The following is an 18,371-nucleotide window of genomic DNA, read 5'->3' on the forward strand; positions in this document are numbered from 1 at the left end:
CGGTGGTCAGTGGAAGACTGATCAGGTGAGGTTGTATCGCGATGAGGCCGTTGTCCTCCGCCAGCACAAGCTGGGGGAGGCCGACCGAATCATCACGTTGCTGACCAAGGAGCACGGGCTGGTCCGGGCGGTTGCCAAAGGGGTACGGCGCACCCGGTCGAAGTTCGGTGCCCGGCTCGAACCCTTTGCGCATGTCGATCTGCTGCTGCATCCGGGCCGCAACCTCGACATCGTCACCCAGGTCCACAGCCTCGATACCTTTGCCTCGGCCATCGTGTCCGATTACGGCCGGTACACCACGGCCTGCGCGGTCCTGGAGACAGCGGAACGTCTGGCCGGCGAAGAGCGGGCTCCGGCCGACCGCCTGCAACGGCTGACCGTGGGTGCCCTGCGGGCCATCGCGGACGGGCAGCGTCCCAAAGAGCTGATCCTCGACGCGTTCCTGCTGCGGGCGATGGATTTCGCCGGATGGATGCCGGCCCTGGAACATTGCGCGCGGTGCGGAGATCCGGGACCACACCGGGCTTTTCACGTCGCGGTGGGTGGCTCGGTGTGTGTGCACTGCCGACCGGCCGGATCGGCGACGCCCTCACCCGGCGTCCTGGATCTGATGGATGCGCTCTACCGTGGCCAATGGGAACACACCACCGAGGCGACCGAATCGACTCGGCGGCAGGTCAGCGGATTGACCGCGGCGCACCTGCAGTGGCATCTCGAACGTCAGCTGCGCACGTTGCCGCTGATCGAGCGCGAGGCCCCTCATCGCGGTCTGACGACCGCCGGTGCGAATGCCGACACCGGCAGGAAGGACACACGTGATCGCGCGACGGCGCAACACAACGCAGCAGGCTGAACCGGTAAAAGGGGTCCGGCCACCGGACCCACATCCCTCCGGAGCCCGTCCGCCGGCGATTCCCCCGCAGTTCGTGCCCAAGCACGTCGCCCTGGTGATGGACGGCAACGGGCGGTGGGCCACTGATCGGGGACTGCCCCGGACCGAGGGCCACAAGCGTGGCGAGGCCGTGCTGATGGACGCCGTCTGCGGTTGCATCGAGATGGGTGTCGGCTGGCTGTCGGCGTACGCGTTCTCCACCGAGAACTGGAGTCGCAGCCCGGACGAGGTGAAGTTCCTGATGGGCTTCAACCGCGACGTCATCCGTCGTCGCCGCGACGAGATGAACGAGATGGGTGTGCGGGTCCGGTGGGCCGGGCGTCGACCACGGTTGTGGCGCAGCGTCATCCGCGAACTCGAGACCGCCGAGGAACTCACCAAGGACAACACGGTGATGACGTTGACGATGTGCGTCAACTACGGCGGGCGGGCCGAGATCGCGGACGCGGCCAAAGAGATAGCTCGTCGTGCGGCCGCCGGGACGCTCGATCCGGAACGGATCACCGAGGCGTCGTTCGCCAAGTATCTCGACGAGCCGGACATGCCCGATGTGGATCTGTTCCTGCGCCCGTCGGGGGAGCAGCGGATCTCCAACTTCCTGCTCTGGCAATCTGCGTACGCCGAAATGGTGTACCAGCACAAGCTCTTTCCCGATTTCGACCGTCGCGACCTGTGGGATGCCTGTGTGGAGTACGCGAGCCGGGACCGGCGTTTCGGCGGAGTACCGGGGTCGACCGGTGCCTGAGAACACCGGGGAACCAGACCTCATCGAGCGGACCGCGCGGCTGCTGGCCCCGGAGATGTCGGTGCAGCGCGGCGAGGACGATTCGCTGACCGTCTACCACCAGGGGACCGTGGTCTCGATGAGGGCGCTCGCGCTGGCGCCAGGTCTGGATGTGCTGTCACTGACGCAGGTGCTGGCGTGGGATCTGCCGGTCACCGAACAGTTGCGCACCGATGTGGAAAAGGCCTCCGGTGCGTCCAACTTCGGCACCGTCAAGTTGGCGGTCCACGAGGTGACCGCGGATGTGCTGCTGCACTACACGTTTCCGGCCGGAACCCTGGGCGATGATGCGCTGCGCACCATGCTGCTGATGGTGCTCGGGACCGGCGCGGACGTCGGCGTCACCATCCGCGGCTGACTCCTCGGGCGGTTGGCCGGAAAGTCAGCCGCAGCCCTGGCAGCGACCGAAGATCTCGACGGTGTGGCTGATGTCGGTGAAGCCGTGCTGGGCGGCGACGTCGGTGGCCCACTGCTCCACGCTGTCGGCCTGTATCTCCACGGTGTTGCCGCATTCCCGGCAGACGAGGTGATGGTGATGATGCGCCGACGAACAGAACCGATAGACCGACTCGCCGTTGTCGGTCCGCAGCACATCGACCTGGCCGGCGTCGGCCAGTGCCTGCAGATTCCGGTAGACGGTGGTCAGTCCGATGGACTGGCCGGCGGCCTTGAGCTGGTCGTGCAGATATTGCGCCGAGCGGAACTCCTCGCTGCCCGAGAGGAGTTCGGCGATCGCACTGCGTTGACGCGTGGAGCGGACGCCGGTGACCGGACGCTGTTCGGTTCCCGAACTCATGAATCGCTCTCCTCGGTTGCGTGGGCGAGGGCATCGGTGACGATGTGCGCGAGATGGTCGTCGACCAGGGCGTAGACGACCTCGCGACCGGTCCGTTCACCGTGGACCACACCCGCCGACTTGAGAACCCGCAGATGCTGGCTGATCAGCGGCTGGGGTACCGATAGAGCACCGACCAGTTCGTGAACGCACCGTCCACCGCCGAGCAGTTGCAGCACGATGGCGATCCGGACCGGGGCGGACAGGGCCCGCAGCAATTCGCCGGCAGCGTCCAACGCCTTCTTGTCGACGGCGGTCGGAGCCGCGCTTGCATGCTGACTTGTCACAGGGCACTTCCGTTGCTGCGGGGGGATATCGGGCGGCTGTTGGAAACCATTTTCATATGCGTGGGTGGCCATGTCAAACAATGACTTTCCGGCGCGGTTCGTCCACCCGATGTGGCGGGCGTCAGGTGCCCCGCGCCGCCCGATAGGCTGGTCCCCGTGGCAGGCAAAACCAATCTCGTGGAAACCGTAGTCAACCTCTGTAAACGCCGGGGGTTGGTGTATCCGTGTGGAGAGATCTACGGCGGCACCAAATCGGCGTGGGACTACGGGCCCCTGGGTGTTGAACTCAAGGACAACATCAAGAAGCAGTGGTGGCGCAACATGGTCACCTCCCGCGACGACGTCGTCGGACTCGATTCGTCGGTGATCCTCCCGCGCAAGGTGTGGGAGGCGTCGGGCCACGTCGAGACGTTCAGTGATCCGCTCGTCGAGTCGCTGCACACGCACAAGCGTTACCGCGCCGATCACCTGATCGAGGCATACGAGAACAAGCACGGACATCTGCCGCCCAACGGCCTGGCGGACATCAACGATCCGGAGACCGGTCAGCCCGGTGCGTGGACCGAACCCCGCGCATTCTCCGGTCTGATGAAGACCTACCTCGGACCCGTCGACGACGAGGCCGGACTGCACTACCTGCGTCCCGAGACCGCTCAGGGCATCTTCATCAACTTCAAGAACGTGATGACGACGTCGCGGAAGAAGCCGCCGTTCGGCATCGGCCAGATCGGCAAGAGCTTCCGCAACGAGATCACGCCCGGAAACTTCATCTTCCGCACGCGCGAGTTCGAGCAGATGGAGATGGAGTTCTTCGTCAAGCCGGGCGAGGACGAGCAGTGGCACCAGTATTGGATCGACCACCGGATGAAGTGGTACACCGATCTCGGCATCGATCCGGAGAACCTCCGACTGTTCGACCACCCCAAAGAAAAGCTCTCGCACTATTCCAAGGGCACCGTCGACGTCGAATACCGATTCGGATTCGCCGGCGGGGAATGGGGCGAGCTCGAGGGCATCGCCAACCGCACCGACTTCGACCTCAGCACACACATCAAGCACTCCGGTGAGGACCTGTCGTTCTTCGATCAGGCCACCGGTGAGCGCTACACGCCGTACGTGATCGAGCCGGCCGCCGGCCTGACGCGTTCGCTGATGGCGTTCCTCTGTGACGCGTACACCGAAGAGCAGGTACCGAATGCCAAGGGCGGCACCGACACCCGCACCGTACTGAAGATCGACCGCCGCCTCGCGCCGGTCAAGGTCGCGGTGCTCCCGCTCTCGCGTAACGAGCAGCTCTCGCCCAAGGCGAAGGCGCTGGCCGCAGAACTCCGCCAGAACTGGAACGTCGAGTTCGACGACGCCCAGGGCATCGGCAAGCGTTACCGCCGTCAGGACGAGATCGGTACGCCGTTCTGTGTCACGGTCGACTTCGACACGCTCGACGATCAGGCGGTCACCGTGCGTGAGCGCGACACCATGACGCAGGAACGCGTCGCCCTGGACAAGGTGGTCGACTACCTGGCAGTCCGGCTGATCGGCTGCTGAGACCGGCTTCGGCTGCCTATGATTCACAGGCGGTGACGAGGCCGGAGCAGGAGGTCGGAGCGGATATGAACAAGAAGATCCTCAGGACGCTGTCGGAAGAGGAATACCGGCTGGTCCGAACGACCAAGCGTAAGAACTTGGCGGAACTCGACGAAGACGCTCTGATCAAACTGCACACGCGTACCCAGCGGGCACGCAACAAGCACGTCAAGAACTACCGGCAGGCGGGCGCCGCCAAGGTCCAGAACAAGGGGAGCCGCGGCGCCGCCCGTCCTGCCAATACTCACCATGCCGCCCGCGCGGAGGTTTTCGAGAAGGCGTTGGCGCGGGTGAGCCGTCAGCTCGGTGTGGTGGCCAGGCAAAGCGCTGCGGACCTCAAGGATTCCCGTCTGGCAAAAGCCAAGGGCAAGGGCAACGGCAAGGGTAAGAGCAAAGACCCGGCGTTGGACCCCGCACTTGTCGGCGGCAAGGGCAAGGTCATCTCGGCGGGCAAAGACCGCGTCGATGCGACCCGTAAATCGCCCGGCCGCAAAAAACAAGAGGCGTCGTCGAAGGCCGCAGGTAAGCGCCGGCAGGTGAAGAAAGACAGTCGCTGACCGCCGTGTGTCACTTTCCCGCTCGGATTCCGGCCCCGGTGGCCGGTTGGGTGTGTGAACCCTCCGGTATCTGAGATACTGAAGGTTGGGCAAGCCGTTCGGCCCCACATGGGGTGGGGTCGGTATATGCGGCCAGAGAGTGGGTTAAACCGTGTCTGTGAGTGGAAAAATCGTTCATTTCGACGCCAACAAAGGCTTCGGATTCTTGGCGCCTGATGCCGGCGGCTCGGATGTCTTCCTGCATATCAACGACATCGACATCGACGAGAATTCGCTTAAACCGGGCGCCGAGGTCGAGTTCGACATCGAAGAGACCGACCGTGGTTCCAAGGCGGTCAATCTCGTGGTGACCGGGGCTGCACCTGCCGGTGCCGCACCTGAGCGTCCGCGTCGCGAGGAGCGCCCGCGTCCGGATCGTCGCCATGACGACAGCCGTGGCGCCGGTCGTGACGATCGTCGTCGGCCTGCGCGCAGCGATTCCGCGACGCTCGATTCGGGCGCGTTCTCGGAGGAGATCACCGAGCTGCTGCTCGACGCCTCCGGAACCTTGACCGCGACCCAGATCCTGGCGATCCGGCAGCGTGTCACCGATTTCGCGATCGCTCGCGGCTGGGTGCTTGACTGACTTGTCGGCGGATACGACACCGCCACCGGTCCTGCGTGCCGACTACGACGAATCCGACGTAGAGCGGCCGATTCCGGAGGGCGTGAAGGTAGCTGGGCTGACCGGCACCCGCAATGACTATCGCAGTGCGTTCGCCCGCGACCGCGCTCGCGTATTGCACTGTGCGGCGCTGCGCCGGTTGGCCGACAAGACCCAGGTCGTCGGTCCGCACGAGGGTGATACCCCGCGTACCCGTCTGACCCACTCACTGGAAGTGGGTCAGATCGGGCGGGGTATCGCCATCGGTATCGGTTGTGATCCGGACCTGGTCGAACTGGCCGGACTGGCGCACGACATCGGCCATCCGCCTTACGGTCACAACGGTGAACGGGCGCTGGACGAGGTCGCCAGCGTGTACGGCGGGTTCGAGGGCAACGCACAGAACCTGCGTATCCTCACCCGGCTCGAACCGAAACTCCTCGACGCGCAGGGCCGCAGCGTCGGACTGAACCTGACACGGGCGTCGCTCGACGCGACGTTGAAGTATCCGTGGACCCGCAAGAAGCCCGGTGGCAAGTTCGGTGCGTACGAGGACGACGCGGCCGCGCTCGCGTGGATCCGGAACGGTCGTACCGATACCAGGCAGTCGCTCGAATGCCAGGTGATGGACTGGTCCGACGATGTGGCGTACTCGGTGCACGACGTCGAAGACGGTGTGATGGCCGGGCGTATCGATCTGCGCAGCCTCGGTGACCCCACCGAACAGCGTGACCTGGCGGCGGTGGGTCTCAAGGAATTTCCCGACCTGGAAGAAAACGTTCTCATCGAGGCCGCAGCGCGACTGTGGTCGATGGAGATCGTGCAGGATGTCGGCGCCTATGACGGCACCATGACCCGGTTGGTGGCGCTCAAACGCCTCACCAGTGAGCTCGTGGGCCGGTTCGCGTCGGCGGCCATCACCACCACCCGCCGCGAAGCGTCCCAGCGTGCGGTCTGCCGCTATCAGGCCGACCTCGTCGTGCCGCCGATCGTCGCCGCCGAGGTCGCGATGCTCAAGACGTTGGCGCTGCGCTTCATCTTCTCGGATCCGCGGCACCGGTCTCATCAGGCCCGCCAGCGTGACCGCATCCATCGGGTGGCGAACTGGCTCCTGCATGCCGCACCCGGCGGACTCGATCCGTTGCTGGTACCGGCCTGGAACGACGCGGCCGACGACGCCGCGCGGGTCCGGGTCGTCGTCGACCAGATCGCCTCGATGACCGAAGGTCGCCTCGAGCGGATGGACCGGCAGAACATGGGCGCCTCCGCGCACCTGGGCTAACCCGATGATGTGCCCTTTTTGCGAACGTTTTCCCAGGTGGACGCCGCCAAAACGGCACATCATCGGGGGTGGGCGGACGCGTGACGAGTTCCGCCTAGACTGATCTGCGTGGCAGGCCGAATTCCCGATCGTGACATCACGGCAATCCGTGAGAGTACGCACATCGAGGACATCGTCGGCGACTACGTCGCGCTGCGTAAGGCGGGCGCCGATTCATTGAAGGGGCTCTGCCCTTTCCACGACGAGAAGTCGCCGTCGTTCCATGTGCGTCCCAACCATGGACACTTCCACTGCTTCGGCTGTGGTGAGGGCGGCGACGTCTATTCGTTCCTCCAGAAGGTCGAACACGTCAGCTTCGTCGAGGCCGTGGAGCAGCTGGCCGACCGGATCGGCTACCAGATCAGCTACGAGGGCGGTGGCACCAGCGTCGCCCGCGACCGCGGTACCCGCGCCCGGCTGGTGGCAGCCAACGCGGCCGCGCAGAAGTTCTATGCCGAGCAGCTGAAGTCGCCCGAGGCGCAGAAGGCCCGCGACTATCTCACCGAACGGGCCTTCGACGGCGCCACGGCCCTGCAGTTCGGCTGCGGCTATGCACCCGCCGGCTGGGACACGATGACCAAGGCGCTGATGGCGCAGGGGTTCGAGTTCGCCGAACTCGAGGCGGCCGGGCTGTCCAAACAGGGTCAGCGCGGACCGATCGACCGGTTCCATCGTCGCCTGCTGTGGCCCATCAAGAACCTGGGCGGCGACATCATCGGCTTCGGTGCCCGCAAGTTGTTCGACGACGACAACATGGGCAAATACATGAACACGCCAGAGACCATGCTGTACAAGAAGTCTCAGGTCTTGTTCGGTCTCGACCACGCCAAGAAGAACATCGCCAAGGGTCACCAGGCCGTGGTGGTCGAGGGATACACCGACGTCATGGCCATGCATCTGGCCGGCGTGACCACCGCGATCGCCTCGTGTGGAACCGCCTTCGGTGAAGACCATCTGGCGTTGTTGCGACGGCTGATGATGGACGACAGCTACTTCCGCGGTGAGGTGATCTACACCTTCGACGGCGACGACGCGGGGAAAGCCGCGGCATTGAAGGCATTTGAAGGCGAACAGAGCATCGCCGGGCAGACCTTCGTGGCGGTGGCACCCGATGGTATGGATCCGTGCGAGCTGCGCCAGAACCATGGCGACGCCGCAGTCCGGGACCTGATCGCCCGTCGCATCCCGATGTTCGAGTTCGCCGTCAAGGCGCTGCTGGGCACGTACGACCTCGACACCGCGGAGGGCCGCGTCCACGCGCTGCGGGAGGCGGTACCGGTCGTCGCCCGGATTCGCGATGTGGCGCTGCGCGACGAGTACGCCCGACAACTGGCCGGCTGGGTCGGCTGGGAAGAAGTACCCCAGGTGTTGCGCCGCGTGCGCGAGGAGGCGGTCAGGCAGGCCAAGGCCGCGCGCTCCGGCGTGAAGGACACCTCGAAGTCGCGGGACCGCAGGGTGCAGTCGGCCCCACCGGTACCAGGACCCGATACCGACTCGAAGAACCCGACGGTGGTGCGGCCGCGGCCGTCCGATCCGCAATTGTGGGCGCAGCGTGAAGCTCTCAAGTCGGCGCTGCAGTATCCGGCGATAGCCGGGACCGTCTTCGACTCGCTGCCCGAGGAGTGCTTCACCGAGCCCGCGTACGAGATCATCCGGACGGCGATCAAGGCAGCCGGTGGTACCGGCGCGTCCCATGGGGGAGCGCAGTGGGTCGAGACCATCGCCCAGTCCGTGGACGGCACGGTATTGGAGTCGTTGGTCACAGAACTTGCCGTCGAGGCGATGTCCGTGTCGGAGAACATGATCCCGAAATACATCGGAAGCGTGCTCGCGCGGCTCCAGGAAGTCTGGGTCGGCTCTCAGATCGCCGATCTGAAGTCGAAACTGCGCCGGATGTCACCGGGGGACGACCCGGACGCCTACAACGCCTTGTTCGGCGATCTGGTGGCCCTGGAGGCCTATCGACGGAGCCTGCTGGAGCTGGCCGTGGGACCGGACGAGAACACCGCCTAGTTCGCGTGGTGTTCGTCGTTCTCAGTTGTTCCGGTATTCCTCGGGGCCGAGCACGGTTGTGTCCTCGTCGATGGTCCGCAATTCGGTCAGCTTCGGCTGCGTGCTGATCTTCTCGGAGAGCTTCTGCCTGCCGACGTCGACGGCCTTCTTGGTGGCCGGGGACTCGGCAATGGTGCGGTAAGCGCGGTTGATCTGCTCGTAGCGCTTCCGACCGGCCTTGGCCCCGAGGACGTAGCCGACGCCGAGTGCAGCGAGAAATCGAACCATAGGTGCTCAGTCCTCCGTGGTACGTGCGCAGCGGACGCGTTCGGTGCGTCCGCAGGGGGTTGGGTCTCCATCCTGCCTGATCGAGTCCGGGGTGGGGGAATCTGGCCGCGTGAAGCCGTCAGAAAAGGCCGCCACCAGCACGATTTGGTATGCGACCACCCCTATGCGCTAAAGTCTTTTTCGGCCCCAGGGCCAAGATATTCCCCCATAGCTCAATTGGCAGAGCATTCGACTGTTAATCGAAGGGTTACTGGTTCAAGTCCAGTTGGGGGAGCGCAAAGGTCCAGGTCACTCGGTTTCCGCCGAGAGATCTGGACCTTTTTTGCACCAGTGGTGCAAACGATGAGCCGAGTTTTGGCGTTCGCGATCATTGGCCATGGTTGAGGCACACTTCGACGCCGTCAGGTCCGTGCCTCGCGCCGAGGGGCGGGTTGCGCGAAGACGATGCCGACTCGGTAGCATCAGCGAGGTTTGTGGCGGTGTTTCGTCACACTTGGGGCGGTAGCTCAGTTGGTTAGAGCCGTGGACTCATAATCCATAGGTCGCGGGTTCGAGCCCCGCCCGCCCCACCAGTACCCACCGAACATCGATGGCAGGTTACCGGCCGTGGCGCCCGGCGAACCCGTCGGACAACAGGCCCACCACATCCGGGCCCGCTTCCCCCGAATGCCCGTGGCCGTCACGTTGGCCCCGGCTGAATGTGGGCCCATACACCGAACGCGACAGCTCTGCCCTTGCCGCGGAGGATGGAGTTCATGGTGGACAACGTGGCAGGGGAGGACACATGGTCCACCGCCCGGAGAAGCGTCGGTATTCGGATTGCCGATGTCACACTCCGGAGAGGGTGGATTGGGCAACGCCCGGCGCCTCGCAGGTGGAGTATTTACAACAAATTCGACGCCTGTGAGCAGATCAGTTTTGTGACAAAGGAGTTTGCTAATTCGCTGCGTGCCAGTCGATTTGATCCACACGTCCGTAGATGTGAATTGAATGATGTTGTGCTGCAGGGAAATATGAAACAACGGCGGTCAATTATGTGAGGATAATAAGGGAAATCGCCGAGATCGGTATGTCATCACCGCGCCGAAAAGCTCGGCAATCATGAAGTGTGACCTGTGCAATATGTGGCCGTGACCGTGACTTCGCCGATGGTGCCGGCGGCAGAGGTCGCAGATCGTCGGTGGGGAGGAATTGGCCCCTGAAAATGCGCCTGCCCCGACCCTGTGGGGTCGGGGCAGGCGTGCTCCGGCTTGTCTGCGCAGATGATCCGTGCCCTATTTGAGGGTAAATGGAGCTTGGATCAGGCCATGGTCAGTGCGCTTCGTCGTAGGCTTCGATGATCGCGCCCGGGATTCGTCCGCGGTCGCTGATCTCGTAACCCTCTTCCTTGGCCCACTCCCGAATCGCTTGTGTGGGTGCCTTTTCGGCCTTTTCAGCCACCCGGCCGCCCTGGCGGGAGTTGTTGATCCGCCGCGAGGCGCTCAGGTATTTGGCGAGTGCGCGGCGGAATTGTTCGGCGTGCTTGGGGGACGTGTCGAACTCGTATTGTTTGCCGTCGAGTCCCCAGCGCACGGTCTCGAATTCCTCGAGAACCTTTCCGTCGAGGTCGTCGATGAACTCTACTACTTGCTTCTTGGCCACTTCTGGACTCTCCACTCATTGTTTTTTGCGCCCGACGAACACGAACTCGAGTCTGATGGGAAGTCAATCATAACAACTTGACCTGTGAAGAAGGCAAAAGATCGCAATAGCTGGTCCGCTGTGAAGACCATCCGCGATCCCGGACCGCACAACTTGGGCGGACAACGTCGGTGGTCGTGCATCCGGACAACTATCGAAAGGCGGAAGATCACCGCTGACTTGTCCGTATTGCGTGACCCGTGCCGCATCGGAATCCGATCAAGAGATATCGGTTGATCCCGCACATTCTTGAACAAGGCCGCGGGTTCGACCACGTTCATCTTCTCCGGGGAATAGCCGGTGAGTTCGGTCATGTTGTCGACGACCGGGATGAGCCGGCCCGCCATGTCATGACGCCCGCGTCGGAAAAGCGGGTTGTGAGCATAGATTTGCCGATCAGCGCGGTCAGTTCCGGGCGGAGAACGCGGGCCCGATCACCTGCTTGGCCTTCGATTGCGGCGTGCATTGTGTGGCGTGCCGCTTGTTGGTCCGAGGTCGGCCGCGGAGGATCTCGAATCGTTCGTCGAGCATGTCGATGATTTGACGGACCGGGATCGTAGCCGATTGGCCCGCGGCGAGCCCGAATCGCCAATGGCGTGTGAACGACTGCAGCACAAATGGTTTCGATCGGCCAGTCGTGGGACGTCGGCATCTTTGCATCTCGGGCCACCTGGGGTGCGGCACGGGTTTTGCCCATGCCGCCCCACAGTGCGTTCGCACCGGCCTTTGCTCAGTCCTTGGTTGCCGCGCCGGGGCCGCCGGGTTCGTCTGTCCACAACCCGATGGATTCGAGATGACGGGTCAGCCGCTCGGCGCCGTCGGTGAACTGGCGCCGCGTCTGTGCGATCACCTCGTCGCGATCGCCCTTGCGATAGGCGTCGATCAGTTTCGCGTGGCTCTCACAGGCGACCGCGCCCCACTGCGGATCGTTGGCGTACAGGTCATGCGGTGTGTAGCGGGTGGCGTTGAGCAGGAACCAGGCCAGTTTGCCGCCGTCGGCGATGCGGTTGTGAACGCGATGGAACTCGAACTCGGCAGCGGTGACGTCCTCGGGCCGTCCGGATTCGACTGCGGTCCGCAGTTCGTTGTTGAGTTCGGTCAGCTCGTCGAGTTGGTCCGGGGTCACAGTTTTCGCGATCCGGACCGCGAGCTCTACGGCGAGAACACCCTGGAGCCAGAAGATGTCCTCGACGTCCTGGCGCGTCAGGTCGGCGACCACATATCCGCGATGCGGCGCCAGGTTGACCATCCCCTCACCGCGCAGGGTGAGCAGCGCCTCACGCACCGGGGTCACACTGACCTGCAGGTCGACGGCGGTTTCGTCCATCCGGATGAACTCGCCCGGGCGGATGGCGCCGGTCATGATGAGATGACGAAGATGACCGGCGACCTCCTCGGAGAGTTGAGGTCGCCGGCGCAGCGAGGATCGGGACGTGGTCGCCCGAGGTGTGGTCATCAGAGCAAGTTACAGACCGTAGGTCTTGCCGATGATGTCGCGTTGGATCTCATTGGTTCCGCCATACACGGTGGAAATGATCGCACCCCGCATCAAACGCTCCGCATCGAACTCCGTTGCGTACCCGTATCCACCCATCATCTGCATGCCGTCGATGGTCATCGCCTTGGAGACCTCGGTGGCCTTGAGCTTGGCCATCGACGCCTCGCGCGGCAGCATTTTCTTCGGATTCGCATCCGACTGTGCGGCCACACTGTAGACGAGCAGTTTGGTGCATTCGATCTCGGTGGCGTGGTCTGCCAGGCGGTGCCGCAGCGCCTGGAAGGTACCCACCGGGCGACCGAATTGCTTGCGCTCACTGACGAACTCGAGGGTATTGGCGAATGCACGTTCGGCGACGCCGAGTTGCATCGCGGCCAGGATGAGGCGTTCGGTGTTGAGTCCGCTCATGAGCTGGTTCCAGCCGTTGCCGACCTCACCGACCACCGCGCTGTCCGGCACGCGCACGTTGGTGAAGTAGAGGTCGTTGACCTCGCGGCCGCCGAGCGTGTCGATGCCGCTGATCTCCAGGCCTTCGGTACCCGCGGGAATGTGGAACTGGGTCAGGCCCTCGTGTTTCTTGCCGGTGCGATCCGTCCGGGCGACGAGCAGGATGCTCTTGGCGAAGTGTGCGTTGGAGCACCAGGTCTTCTGGCCGTTGATGACCCAGCCGCCATCGACCTTCTCGGCCCGGCAGGTGAGCGCGGCGACGTCGGAGCCCGCCTCGGGTTCGGACATCGAGATCGAGAGCGATTCGCCGGCAACAACATCGGCGAGAACTTCTTTTTTCATCGGCTCGTCGGCGAACTTCTGGTAGGCCGCAGCGGTGATCAGGGTCGGGCCGATGCCACCGATCGGGGCATTGCCTCGCATTGCCTCCTCGAGCAGGATGCACATCTCCATGTTTCCGGCACCGGCGCCGCCGTACTCTTCGGGCACCAGGATTCCGGCCCATCCGAGGTCCGCCATCTTCTTGTAGAGCTCCACCGAGTGCAGCTCTGCGCCGCCGGCGGTCAGAGCGTCGCGCTGTTCGCGGGTGCCGGCCTCCCGGGCGCAGAAGTCTGCGACCGATTTGGCGAAATCGGCCTGTTCGGGCGTGAAAGTGGTCATGACGATGCTCCTGAAATAGGGTTCGACTCACGGTGAAAGTAACACATCACATATATGTGATGGAATACCTGGATTCCGGCGCGACGTGAGCGAGCGGTGGTGTGGTGCCGGTCGCAGGAGGGCTTACATTGGCGGCATGAGTCCGAAAGCGAAGGTTGATCGAAACGCCGAACCCGGTGACTCGCCCAAGCCTGAACCCGCGACGACCGCGGCTACCGGGGTCGATCGCGAGATCGCGGCGACCGACACCGATTCGGAGGTCCGGGCGGATCCGTCGCCGTTCGATTCGGAGGAGTTCCTCGAGACGAATCGTCGCAACCGCGAGAAGATGCGCGCTGCCGCCGAGGCAAAGCGGGCCAAGGAGGCGGCCCGCGAACAGCGGCGGTCCGCTCGGGGACGTGGCGCCGGGCCGACGTCGGGGAAGATCGGCGATGAGCCGGTCCGCCGGCGAGTGGGCTGGGCCGTCCCGGTGCTCTCGATCCTGTTGGTCGCCGCACTGGTCGCCACCGGGGTGCTGGCCCATCTGTATCGCGAGGCCGACAACCGGGCCGCCGGTGGTGATCGACTCGATGAATTGCGACCCGGAGCGGTCACGGCCGCGGGTGAGTATGCCGCCGCACTGCTGACCTACGACTCCGCGAACTTCGCCGAGCTCGATTCCCGGATCACCGATATTTCGACTCCGGCGTTCGCGAAGGACTTCATCGAGGGCTCGAGGCAGGCTCGCGAAGGCAGTGCCGGCGCGCAGGCGGTTGCGTCGGCGTACGCCAAAGATGCTGCACTGCAATCGATTTCACCGACGACGGCGGTGGTGTTGGTGGCGATGGATCAGACCGTCAAGTCGCCACAGACAGATGCCCAACTGCCTGAGGGGATCCGATACGAGTCGATGGTCAAGGTGACGCTCGAACTGGTGGACGGCAAGTGGCTGATCAAGGACTTCGAGGTGGTCTGACGGACGATCCGGGCGGCGCTCAGGTGTGCGGGCGCAGGATCGTGGTCATCACGGCCTCGATCCGGCGTTTGGTGGCCGGGCGGGGGTCGTAACGCACCCAGTTACCGAGGTCGAGGACGGTGTTGAACGCAGCGTGCACCAGGTATCGGGCCTCGACGGGATTGAGGCCCGGCCGGACCTGGCCGACCAGTTGGGCCCACTCCTCGACGTTGCGACGCTGCTGATCGCGGAGTTCGACACGCTGCGGTTCGGGCACGCTGCCGATCTCGGACAGGTAGAGATTGAGCAGGTCGCTGTTCGCGAACGAGAGGTCCACGTATCTGCGGACCAGCTTGTCGACGGCTTCGTCCGGGGTTGCCGACTCGGCGAGGGCGTCGCTGATCCCCGCGGTGATGCGGTCACTGGCCCGCGCGAAGGCGGTCGAGAGCATGGCGACCTTGGTATCGAAGTGCCGGTACACGCCCGATTGGTTCATGCCGACCGCGGCGCCGATCTCCTCCATCGTCACGTCGTGGAATCCGCGGGCGCTCATCAACCGGATCGCCTCAGTCAACAAGGCCTCCCGCTTGGACGCCATCGGCAGGCCCACCGACACCGCCGGTCGTGTGGTCGAGGGGGCCGGATCATTCGGCGGCAGGTCGGTGCGGGACACATTCATCGCGGCGTCGAGGATCACCGCCTCGATCCGCTTGCGGGGTAACGATGCCCGGTGCGTGGTGATCGATCCGATGACGCTGAGCACCGCGCCGCTGAGGTACTGCGCGTCGGTGCCGAGACGACCCGGCTGGGGTTCGCCGCCGGCCGACAGCTCCGGGTGTATCTGATCGAGAAGCGCAGCGAAGCGGGCGTGCAGCCGGCCGACCAGCCGGCCGAGGTCCCGGCGGTCTTCAGGATTGAGGTATCGCGCCTCCCACCGGTAGAGCGCCCCGCGCGACCGGTTTTCGATGGTGGTCTGGGTGAGTTCGGTGATGAGCAGATGCAACTCGCGTTCGGGCTCGCCGGGCAGGACCGGTACCTGCGCCATCGCACTGTCAAGGTCGGCGCCCAGAGTGCGGACGGTCTCGGAGAACAGCGCATATTTGTTGGGGAAGTGGCGGTACAGGGCCGGGCCGCTGATGCCCACCTTTCCAGCGATCTGATCGACACCCGTCGCGAAATAACCCTGTTCGCTGAAGGACTCGGCAGCCACCCGAACTATCTGTTCCCGACGGTCCTTCGGTCGCTGCCGAGTTCTCGGGGCGACGGCAGCGGGTGCGAGGGCGTCGTTGACGCGTCCGTTGGCGGAAGCCATTTATCCATGTTAGCGGCAGGTACAGACCTTCTGCAGCAGAGGGGGTGAGTCCCGCCGACCAGCGAGGAAGGGCGACGGGCCAACACTTGACGCGTCTGGCGAAGATCTGACAAGTTAATGTGGATTCACGTGATCTACATCGCAATCGTGATTATTTGAGCTTAGGGTGGCGAGCATGCCAGGGGACAAGGGTCTGATCACGTCGGTCGACGACCGGGGTGTTGCGCGCGTTCTGATCAACCGGCCCACCCGGAAGAATTCGATCGATTCGGCGGCCAATCAGGAACTGATCGACGTGTTGGGGACGTGGGCGGACGACGCCTCGATCCGGGTCGTGGTCATCGGGGCGCCGGGCCAGGATTTCTGTACCGGTGCCGACCTCATCGAGATGGCGACGGCGCCGCCACCGGCCACTGAGGACGAGGCCCGCGCACGCGCCGAGCGGACGATCAATGCCGGTTCCGATGTCGTCCGGGCAGTCCGGGCGCTGCAGGTTCCGGTTGTCGCGGTGGTCGACGGAGCAGCAGTCGGTATCGGCGCTTCGATCGCGTTCGCCTCAGACCTGATCTACGCCTCCCAGAACGCGTACTTCTTGCTCGCCTTTGTCAACATCGGACTGATGCCGGATGGGGCGGCGACGGCAACAGTCGCCGCGGCGGTCGGTCGCGCCCGGGCCAATGAACTGGCACTGCTCGGTGAGCGGTTGCCGGCGGCCCAGGCGTTCGCCGACGGTTTGGTGACCGCGGTCCTGGCGCCAGAAGCGTTGTCGCCGAAGGTTGATCAGGTGGTCGACAAACTGCTGGCCGCCTCACCGCGGGCGCTGACGTTGACCAAGAAGGCCATCGACGCGCAGACCATGACCGGCTTCGATCTGGCGTTGGAGCTCGAGACCGAGGGACAGACAGAGCTCTTGCAATCACCCGAGTTCGCGGCGCTCATCACCGCATTCGCGCGTGGCAAAAAGGCGAAACCGACAGCGGCATCTCAGTAGCAATCGAATCATCATCGCCGGGGGTCGATTTCGGCGAATGGTCACACGACAAGGAAGTGGAAAATGACGAGCACCACGTTGCCCCAATCGGACCATCTCGTCGAGGAACCATTCCGGTCCCGGCGCAACAACTGGAACACCCATGTCCGTCGCCATGCGGAGATGAAGCCCGACGCGGTCGCCTTGCGCTTCGCCGGGCAGGACACCTCGTGGAAGCAACTGAACGAGCGGTCCACCGCATTCGCCGCTGCATTGCACCGTCGCGGCGTCCGCTTCGGTGATCGTGTCCTGGTGCTCATGCTCAACCGCAGCGAATACGTCGAGGTGATCTTCGGGGCAAACCTGATCGGTGCGATCGCGGTGCCGGTCAACATCCGGATGACACCGCCCGAGATCGGGTTCCTGATCGCCGATTCCGGTGCCACCGTGGTCGTCACCGAGTCGCTGCTCGCTCCACTGGCGGATGCGGTCCGGAAGAGCACGCCCGGGGTGGGGCACCTGATCATCGTCGGACCCTCCGACGTGGAGAACGCTCTGGACTTCGAGACGCTCGTCGCCGAGGGTTCGTCCGACCTGCCGGCGATCGATGTGCCGGAGAACTCCACCGCGATGATCATGTACACCTCGGGGACAACGGGTAAACCCAAGGGCGCCATGCTTTCCCACGCAAACATGCAGGCGCAGGCGGTGACCTGTATCTCGGCTCTGCAGATCCGGACCGACGACATCGGTTCGTGCGTGGCGCCGATGTTCCACATCGCGGCGATGGGTGCGATGGCACCGCTGTTCTACATGGGGGTGCCCACGGTGATCCATCCGCTCGGTGCGTTCGACCCCGAGGCGTTGCTCGATGTGCTCGAGGCGGAAGAGATCACCTCGATCTTCCTGGTGCCCGCGCAGTGGCAGGTGGTGTGTGCGGTACAGCAGGCCACGCCGCGCAACCTCAAACTCCGGGTCATCTCGTGGGGTGCGGCGCCTGCCTCGGACACCGTGTTGCGCGCGATGTCCGACACCTTCCCGGACGCGGTGAACGTCGCGGTGTTCGGGCAGACCGAGATGTCGCCGATCACCTGTGTGCTCGAAGGCAAGGATGCGTTACGCAAACTCGGTTCGGTCGGTCAGGTGATCCCTGCCGTGCAGGCGCGGGTGGTCGATGCGGAGATGAACGATGTCCCGGTGGGAGAGGTCGGCGAGATCGTCTACCGCGGACCGACGATGATGGAAGGCTACTGGCAGAACCCGCAGGGGACGGCGGATGCGTTTGCCGGTGGCTGGTTCCACTCCGGTGATCTGGTGCGAATGGACGAAGAGGGGTTCGTCTACGTCGTCGACCGTAAGAAAGACATGATCATCTCCGGCGGCGAGAACATCTACTGTGCCGAGGTCGAGAATGCGCTCTTTGCGCATCCGAAGATCCTCGAGGCCGCGGTGGTCGGCCGGGCCGATGATCGCTGGGGCGAGGTGCCGGTGGCGATCGTCGTCCTGAAGCCGGAGCAGACGCTCGAGTTCGATGAGCTGATCGAGTTCCTGAACGAACACCTCGCGCGATTCAAGCAGCCCAAGGAAATGATCATCATCGATGAGTTGCCGCGCAACGCATCCGGCAAGGTCGTCAAGCCGTCGCTTCGTAAGGAGTACGGCGGCAAGGATGCCGGACTGCACTGAC

18 protein-coding genes and 2 tRNA genes are annotated in these 18,371 nt (G+C 64.2%); 13 read left to right on the plus strand and 7 right to left on the minus strand.

Annotated features, from left to right (window positions below; genetic code table 11):
- Positions 1–25 precede the first annotated feature (25 nt).
- Genes recO through AC51GR_RS05975 form a run of 3 tightly spaced genes read left to right on the plus strand, consistent with a single transcriptional unit; the run spans position 26 to position 2,034 of the window.
- Entirely contained in the window at positions 26–853 is an 828-nt protein-coding gene (gene recO / locus AC51GR_RS05965; protein ID WP_496323681.1) for a DNA repair protein RecO, read from the plus strand.
- A complete protein-coding gene (locus AC51GR_RS05970; protein WP_496323682.1) occupies positions 789–1,637 on the plus strand; it encodes an isoprenyl transferase in 849 nt (282 codons plus the stop codon). The genes recO and AC51GR_RS05970 overlap by 65 nt, the downstream gene beginning before the upstream one ends.
- Complete coding sequence (locus AC51GR_RS05975; RefSeq protein ID WP_496323683.1) at positions 1,630–2,034, plus strand: hypothetical protein; 405 nt, start codon at positions 1,630–1,632, stop codon at positions 2,032–2,034. The genes AC51GR_RS05970 and AC51GR_RS05975 overlap by 8 nt, the downstream gene beginning before the upstream one ends.
- A 24-nt stretch (positions 2,035–2,058) precedes the next feature.
- Here AC51GR_RS05975 and AC51GR_RS05980 read toward each other — a convergent pair whose 3' ends face one another.
- A complete protein-coding gene (locus AC51GR_RS05980) occupies positions 2,059–2,472 on the minus strand; it encodes a Fur family transcriptional regulator (RefSeq protein ID WP_496323684.1) in 414 nt (137 codons plus the stop codon).
- Complete coding sequence (locus AC51GR_RS05985; RefSeq protein ID WP_496323685.1) at positions 2,469–2,798, minus strand: ArsR/SmtB family transcription factor; 330 nt, start codon at positions 2,796–2,798, stop codon at positions 2,469–2,471. The genes AC51GR_RS05980 and AC51GR_RS05985 overlap by 4 nt, the downstream gene beginning before the upstream one ends.
- A 156-nt stretch (positions 2,799–2,954) precedes the next feature.
- Between AC51GR_RS05985 and AC51GR_RS05990 the strand changes: the two genes are divergently transcribed.
- From AC51GR_RS05990 to dnaG, 5 genes are all read left to right on the plus strand, one after another.
- A complete protein-coding gene (locus AC51GR_RS05990) occupies positions 2,955–4,343 on the plus strand; it encodes a glycine--tRNA ligase (RefSeq protein ID WP_496323686.1) in 1,389 nt (462 codons plus the stop codon).
- 65 nt (positions 4,344–4,408) lie between these two features.
- Positions 4,409–4,939, plus strand: a complete 531-nt coding sequence (locus AC51GR_RS05995) for a hypothetical protein (RefSeq protein ID WP_496323687.1) — start codon at positions 4,409–4,411, stop codon at positions 4,937–4,939.
- Between the two features lie 151 nt (positions 4,940–5,090).
- The gene (locus tag AC51GR_RS06000) at positions 5,091–5,564 is read left to right on the plus strand and encodes a cold-shock protein (protein ID WP_496323688.1); all 474 of its coding nucleotides are present in this window, start codon (positions 5,091–5,093) and stop codon (positions 5,562–5,564) included.
- Position 5,565: 1 nt separating this feature from the next.
- Positions 5,566–6,864, plus strand: a complete 1,299-nt coding sequence (locus AC51GR_RS06005; protein WP_496324100.1) for a deoxyguanosinetriphosphate triphosphohydrolase — start codon at positions 5,566–5,568, stop codon at positions 6,862–6,864.
- A 108-nt stretch (positions 6,865–6,972) separates the two neighbouring features.
- Positions 6,973–8,916, plus strand: a complete 1,944-nt coding sequence (gene dnaG, locus AC51GR_RS06010; protein WP_496323689.1) for a DNA primase — start codon at positions 6,973–6,975, stop codon at positions 8,914–8,916.
- Positions 8,917–8,937: 21 nt separating this feature from the next.
- Here dnaG and AC51GR_RS06015 read toward each other — a convergent pair whose 3' ends face one another.
- Positions 8,938–9,183 carry a hypothetical protein gene (locus AC51GR_RS06015; RefSeq protein ID WP_496323690.1) on the minus strand — a complete coding sequence of 82 codons (246 nt, stop codon included), beginning with the start codon at positions 9,181–9,183 and terminating at the stop codon, positions 8,938–8,940.
- A gap of 201 nt (positions 9,184–9,384) precedes the next feature.
- Between AC51GR_RS06015 and AC51GR_RS06020 the strand changes: the two genes are divergently transcribed.
- A tRNA-Asn gene (locus AC51GR_RS06020) sits at positions 9,385–9,457 on the plus strand.
- A 221-nt stretch (positions 9,458–9,678) separates the two neighbouring features.
- Positions 9,679–9,755: transfer RNA gene (locus AC51GR_RS06025), tRNA-Ile, on the plus strand.
- Positions 9,756–10,494: 739 nt separating this feature from the next.
- Here AC51GR_RS06025 and AC51GR_RS06030 read toward each other — a convergent pair.
- The 3 genes from AC51GR_RS06030 to AC51GR_RS06040 form a co-directional block, all read right to left on the minus strand.
- Positions 10,495–10,824 (minus strand): histone-like nucleoid-structuring protein Lsr2, encoded by a 330-nt coding sequence (locus tag AC51GR_RS06030; protein ID WP_496323691.1) that lies wholly within the window; start codon positions 10,822–10,824, stop codon positions 10,495–10,497.
- A 769-nt stretch (positions 10,825–11,593) separates the two neighbouring features.
- On the minus strand, positions 11,594–12,319 hold the full coding sequence (locus tag AC51GR_RS06035; protein ID WP_496323692.1) for a GntR family transcriptional regulator: 726 nt from the start codon (positions 12,317–12,319) through the stop codon (positions 11,594–11,596).
- A 9-nt stretch (positions 12,320–12,328) separates the two neighbouring features.
- Positions 12,329–13,468 carry an acyl-CoA dehydrogenase family protein gene (locus tag AC51GR_RS06040; protein WP_496323693.1) on the minus strand — a complete coding sequence of 380 codons (1,140 nt, stop codon included), beginning with the start codon at positions 13,466–13,468 and terminating at the stop codon, positions 12,329–12,331.
- Between the two features lie 136 nt (positions 13,469–13,604).
- Here AC51GR_RS06040 and AC51GR_RS06045 point away from each other — a divergent pair, with 136 nt between their 5' ends.
- Positions 13,605–14,423 (plus strand): hypothetical protein, encoded by an 819-nt coding sequence (locus AC51GR_RS06045; RefSeq protein ID WP_496323694.1) that lies wholly within the window; start codon positions 13,605–13,607, stop codon positions 14,421–14,423.
- 19 nt (positions 14,424–14,442) lie between these two features.
- Here the strand turns inward: AC51GR_RS06045 and AC51GR_RS06050 are convergent, their stop codons facing one another.
- A complete protein-coding gene (locus AC51GR_RS06050; protein WP_496323695.1) occupies positions 14,443–15,714 on the minus strand; it encodes a TetR/AcrR family transcriptional regulator in 1,272 nt (423 codons plus the stop codon).
- 175 nt (positions 15,715–15,889) lie between these two features.
- Between AC51GR_RS06050 and AC51GR_RS06055 the strand changes: the two genes are divergently transcribed.
- Together AC51GR_RS06055 and fadD5 are read left to right on the plus strand one after the other, a co-directional pair.
- Complete coding sequence (locus AC51GR_RS06055; protein WP_496323696.1) at positions 15,890–16,705, plus strand: enoyl-CoA hydratase-related protein; 816 nt, start codon at positions 15,890–15,892, stop codon at positions 16,703–16,705.
- A 63-nt stretch (positions 16,706–16,768) separates the two neighbouring features.
- Entirely contained in the window at positions 16,769–18,370 is a 1,602-nt protein-coding gene (gene fadD5, locus AC51GR_RS06060; RefSeq protein ID WP_496323697.1) for a fatty-acid--CoA ligase FadD5, read from the plus strand.
- The last annotated feature ends 1 nt before the right edge of the window (position 18,371 follow it).

The organism is Williamsia sp. z71, from assembly GCF_059553375.1.